The sequence below is a fragment of the bacterium genome (genome assembly GCA_026414725.1).
In the GTDB taxonomy this organism is placed as follows: Bacteria; Ratteibacteria; UBA8468; order B48-G9; family JAFGKM01; genus JAAYXZ01.
The window spans coordinates 1-5,878 of the sequence record JAOAIL010000035.1 but is presented as its reverse complement, the minus strand read 5'-3'; the positions used below and the strand labels follow the sequence as shown (position 1 = coordinate 5,878).

Genomic DNA, 5,878 nt, shown 5'->3' with positions numbered 1-5,878 from the left:
CATATAACCCGTCTATCCCTTTTGAAATAAGAAACCTTACAAGCCCTTTCAACCGCTTCTCACACATATCCCCTTTCTCATCAAAAGGAGTTAAAAGTGCTGCATAAACACCAAAAAAGTTCTCCATCATTCGTCCATATATTTTACATTTTAATGAAAGATTAATACTTTTAATTGGACACTACTCATTCAACTTTCATAACCACTGTCTTTATCTGGTTCCATTCTCCGGGGATTGACGGACTTAATTCTGTTTTATACCATTTATCTTCTATTTTAACAATAGCGAGATACCTTCCACCTCCTGCCTTACATCTGAACCATGCCCTTCCTTCGTTATCTGTTAAAACACCTTCAGGATTACTTGCCTGTTCTTCCAATGGAACCAGCCATACAGTAGTGTTTATAACAGGCATCCCATTTCCCTTTTCAACCTTGACTATTACCTCTGGACTTATATATGTTGCTTTTACAGATGGAACTTCTGAAAAACTATCTTTAATTGTATTATGCAACTTACTTACATAATTCTTTGGAGCAGATGGGTCAAAGAAATTATACTGACCTGGTGAGTATTGATATAAAACAGATGGTTTTATCTCTTCTCCTGAATATGCAGGATATACAGCAGGATGTGTACTTCCCCAGTGCCAGCCATCCCATATCAACCTCTCTGGATTATAATTAAATGACTCAAGTGAAAAAGGCATAATCCCAGATATTCCCATAGCCCTCCACAGCCGTATCCTCGCCTGTATATATCTGCAAGCACCATTTATGTCTTTCCAGTATGTGGGCATCGGGTCTTCACCCTTTTCTATCTTCTCCATTATACGCCCCTGAAATGTCCAGGCAACATCTGTACCCAATGATTCCTCCCCTATTATTACCGGCTTACCTGCAAACTTCTCCCGCCAGTTTGTAAGAACTTTTGGTTCCGGATAGTGATAGTTGTATATGTCCACACGAGGGTCTTTTATGTAAAAGACAAGGTCTGAATCACCATGATTATCCAGCAATCGTGTAGGGTCTAAACCCTTAAAAAATGCATTCCAACTGAGTACATACTCTACATCTTTCTCATTCACAGGGGCATTATGCTGAACACTGGTCAGGTTCTCATTATCCACTGACCAGATGACTATAGAAGGATGGTTCCTGAGATATATTACTTGCTTTTCTATCTGCTCCTGCCAGAGTTTCACCCTTTCAGGTATATACTCCCCGGTCTTTTCATCTGCAATATAGAAACCACGTCCTGCTACTATCGGTGTTTCTGGTTCTAATAGGATACCGAGTTCATCTGCTATCTCTGCATATGCATTGTTCTCTGTGCCTCCCTGGTGCCACCTGATAAAGTTTATATTTGTATTGTTCCTCATATCTGCATAGTACAACCTTAATATAAAACGATTAGAGGGAATCTCTCTAAACCTATTACCAGGACTTGTACCCTGCAAGAAAATCTTTCTGCCATTTAAGTAAAAGTCGCCTCCTTCAGCCCATAACTCCCTGAACCCAAACCGTTTATATGCAACATCTATCCTATTACCTGTCTCATCAACCAGTTCTACCTTAAGAAAGTGTAGATACGGCTCATCTATATCCCATAACCTCAATCTATCTCCTACAGGAAAACTAACTGTGATTTTCTTCTCCTTTGTGCATACCTCAACCTTCTCTGATGGGAATCTTATTACCTCTTTACCTCTATTATCCAGTACACTTGTAACTATCTCTACTTCCGCTTTCTTATCAATGGTCTTGTTAAGTGAAAGTTCTACTGAAAGATTCTTCTTCCTTACTGATGGCATTACAAATACATCTTTTATATACAGGTTAGGAGTTACTACCAGATATACATCCTGATACGGTCCTATAGATAGAGGTCTTCTATTCCTCCATTCATGTGCCTGAAACATCACCCCGAGATATTTTCTGACTCCAGGATAATAATACTCAATACTATATCTATCTACTATCTTTTCCAATGGAACATTACCAGGTGTAGAAAAATAAAGAAAACTTCTGTTCCACGTATCTTCTCTGAAATATCTACCATCTCCTTTTTCTGCTACCTCTTCTTTACTTTCCGCTTTTATCCCTACCTCTCTGTCATCAAGATAAAACCAGACATCATTGGGTAGATACCATGGACCTCTTAAAATCTGAATCTTATAGGCATATCCTTTCCAGTGCACTACTTTTTCATCTGTGGGCACTTCTTCTGATAATGCCCTCTTAACCTTCCTCGGAACAATATGACGAAGCACATCCTCACAATAAAGCAACAACTCATTCTTCCCTGGTTTTACTGCATCTGTTATATCTATCTCAAACGGACTTATACCTCCTTCATTCTCTCCACATACCTTACCATTAACCATCACCTTCGCATAGTCAGCAACCGCTTCAAAGAATAAAGATATTCTTTTGTTCCCTACTATAAATTCAGGAATATCAAAATACATTCTGAACCACGCACTATGAGCATTCGCCTTAAATACCTCTTCCCTGAAATCTCCGGGTACAACCACCCTCTGCCAGCCATCTTGTGGCACTTTGTCGCTCTGCCCACCTGCTACAAACTCCCATATCCCGTTTAGACATACCTGATGACGTGGCGCATCCTTTATCTTATTTATATCTGATATTGATACCTGTTGCCCTGATACTTTTATCTCTTCTACAGGTAATGCAGTCCTCGCTCTGGGTCTGGTGTCTATATATCCGGATATCTCATGGATAGGGAGACCTGACCTTACCATATATATCCCTGTGATACCATAAATCCTGTGTGCCTCATCTTCTCCATCAGGTATCCAGTCCACATAAGGATTTGTCTCATAATTGTAGTATCCTATGTTGTCTTTCCCTTTTATCTCTACCTCTATCTGGTGTCTTCCTCTGTTTGCATTCAGATACCTTATTACCTCTTTCTCTGTAAAATCAAAGGTTGTAGCCCACTCATCTTTCTCTACCTTCCTGCTTTTCTCCACTCCGCCTATCCTGCATATTATCTCTCCTTCTTCTCTCGCACTGTATCTCTTTACCTTCACCCGCACACTTACTATCTCACTCTCCACAGGCACTCCACGATATACTCTATAAACCTTACTTTCTCCCTCTCTCCAGTCAAGGGTTAGCACAGGGATATGCCTGTACTCACATAAACTCTCTTTTGTCACCATCCTGGTTGGCTCTTTACCTATCTCTATCCTTTTCTCTGACCCTGTGATGGCTATTAAAATAGGAATTGTCTCTGTATTTGTGCTTTCAAATATAATATCCTTTATTTTCTTACCAGGATAAGGGTTCTCCCATTCAAGTACATAGACACCCACCGGCTCCCGCATATCATTCTTACCAACCCAGGCAACCTTTCCTTTCTCTCCATCCTTACATTCCCACCAGTCATTCGCTTCCACACCAACACGTAGAGGTATCTCTGAAATACTACCATCTTCATACCTTATCAGGAGTTTTGCGTATGTATTGTTTGGCTGTACTCCCCACGCACAGGTGTGTAAAAAATATAGATATGGTGCAGTTCTACCTACTTCTATCGGGATACTCCTTTCAGGAAGACAGGGACTGTTCTTGCTCAACAACACTATACAGGATGGTAGCCACTTACCCCATATATCCAGTGTGTCTATGATATAGAAAGGCACCTTACGAAGTACCTGCTTACCTTTAGGTATATACCGCATATCATTATTACCCTGGTCTGTCCAGCCACCTTCATTATCCCCAGGAATGTTATCTTCAAATGTACGGTTGGCTGCCTTGTCTATTGAAATAAAAAAATATCCATCTTCTATAACTGCATGCTCTTCCTCTCTCTTCTCTGCTATCTTACCCTTTACCTCTATCCGCTCTATCAAAGCAGTCGCAGGAGAACTATTCCCGCTATTGTTCACTACCACTGCTACATAATACGGCTTTACTATCTTGAACGGACTTATACCATGCTCTGCTCTAAAACTCTTGGATAAACCATATGGTGTGGAAATATCAATTATTAACTCCTTTAAAGAGAATGTAATGTTTATAACCGTGTTGTTGGGAAGATACTCTACAGCAAATATCTTGCTATCTAAATCTTTTATGTCTTTCTGTACTCCTTCAGGATAAGAAAGGCATATAAGTTGTGGTGGATAAAACGTAAGGATTAACTCAATACTCTCTGGCTCTTCAGATAATCTCGTGTGTCCTTCTGGTAAACAGAAAATCCTCACCGCCCTGTAGGCAGTAATCTGTTTTATCGTTATACTGAAAGAAAGGTTGTTTTCTTCATCCATAACAAATGGTTTTTTCAAAAGGAGTCCGGCATTACCCCAGTTCTCACCAGAAGGTCCTGCAAACTTTACCGCAGAGCCATCCACTGATACAGAACCACTGCCTATTACCTCCCACATCTCAGAATTCAAAGTATTACTATTAAATTCATCTTTAACAACCTCTGCACCTAAAGATGCAGGAGGGAAAGAGACAATCAGCCATATACTTAAACAGAATAAGATAAAAAAAACCCTTCTCATCACTCTCTCCTCAACTGAATTTCATCAGAACTTCTAAAAATTTAGTTCTCAAAATATGGATACTGATAACTCTGGATTAAGTCCTTTTTTATCCATTCTACATGGCCATCCATAAAAAGACAGTTTGCTCCATCGTTATGCCGTGCACCTAAATATACACTATATAAGTTCCACAGAGCATAATTGTCAGGGTCGTAGTACCACCAGTCAAAGTAATATCTCGCTGCATCTGTCACCATTATCTTTTTACTTAAATCATACTTAAACACAGCATACGCCTTTTTATATTGTGCCCCTAAAGTCCTGTTATATCCATAATAACCAAAGTTTTGGTATAGTTCACCTGGTACCCAAGATTGAGTATCACCATACACCAGATCTTTCTTTGGGCAGTGTCCATTCTTAAAGGCACGGTAAAAATTCCCCGGCTCATCTGAACCGTAATAACCTGCCTCCTTTAATATCCACCAGAAAGTCCTGTAGAATAAGAATTGCGGGTCGTTTATAGCATATACATCAGGAAGATAACCACCTGTATCATCTGCATACATATTCATCACCAGCCCTAACTGCTTCAGATTATTTATACATACCGCCTGCCTTGCTTTCTCTCTCGCCTGAGAGAGTGCCGGTAGCAACATCGCAGCAAGAATAGCAATTATTGCTACCACTACCAGCAACTCTATCAATGTAAAACCTCCTAACTTCTTAACCCCTTTTACCACCTCTTCTCCCTCTCTGAGGGTAGCCACTTCTGTATAGGAAAGTGGCTACCCTCCTGTTTACATCACATTAAATTTAATCATAAGAAAAGTAGGTATACTGATAGTTCTGGATAAAGTCCCTCTTCATCCATTCCACATGACCATCCATATATAGACAGTTAACTCCACCATTATGCCTTGCTCCTAAATATACCCCGTATAAAGAGTATATATCATTGGTATTCCAGACATAATAGAGGTAATAATGCCTTGCTGCATCTACAACCATTATCTTCTGACTTAAACTATTTTTATGCTTAGTGAACGCCTTCTGGAAGTTTGCTCCCATACCATAGTTAAATCCATAATAACCAACATTTTTATACAAATCTGCAGGGTCAGGAAGCCAAGAAGTACTGGTCTGCCCATACTGATAGTCCCTCTTTGGGCAGTGCCCATTCTTATATGCCCGTATGTATGCTCCTGTATCTGTCCCTTGATAATAACCTGCAAGAAACATCTGTCTCCAGAAAGGACTATTGTTGTGTGTTATAACAGTAGGTAGAAATCCACCTGTATCATCTGCATACATAGTCATCACCAGCCCTAACCTGTCTCTTATACACATCT

General features: G+C 39.9%; 3 protein-coding genes and 1 pseudogene. All 4 read right to left on the bottom strand.

From position 1 onward, the window contains the following. Positions 1-185: 185 nt before the first annotated feature. Positions 186-4,544 carry a hypothetical protein gene (locus N3D17_07530; GenBank protein MCX8083216.1) on the bottom strand — a complete coding sequence of 1,453 codons (4,359 nt, stop codon included), beginning with the start codon at positions 4,542-4,544 and terminating at the stop codon, positions 186-188. 41 nt (positions 4,545-4,585) lie between these two features. Continuing rightward, a complete protein-coding gene (locus N3D17_07525; GenBank protein MCX8083215.1) occupies positions 4,586-5,185 on the bottom strand; it encodes a DUF1559 domain-containing protein in 600 nt (199 codons plus the stop codon). Beyond that, positions 5,171-5,269, bottom strand: a pseudogene (locus tag N3D17_07520) (prepilin-type N-terminal cleavage/methylation domain-containing protein). The gene N3D17_07525 and the pseudogene N3D17_07520 overlap by 15 nt, the downstream one beginning before the upstream one ends. 73 nt (positions 5,270-5,342) lie before the next feature. After that, on the bottom strand, positions 5,343-5,878 hold a 536-nt coding region (locus N3D17_07515; protein MCX8083214.1), incomplete at its 5' end, for a hypothetical protein.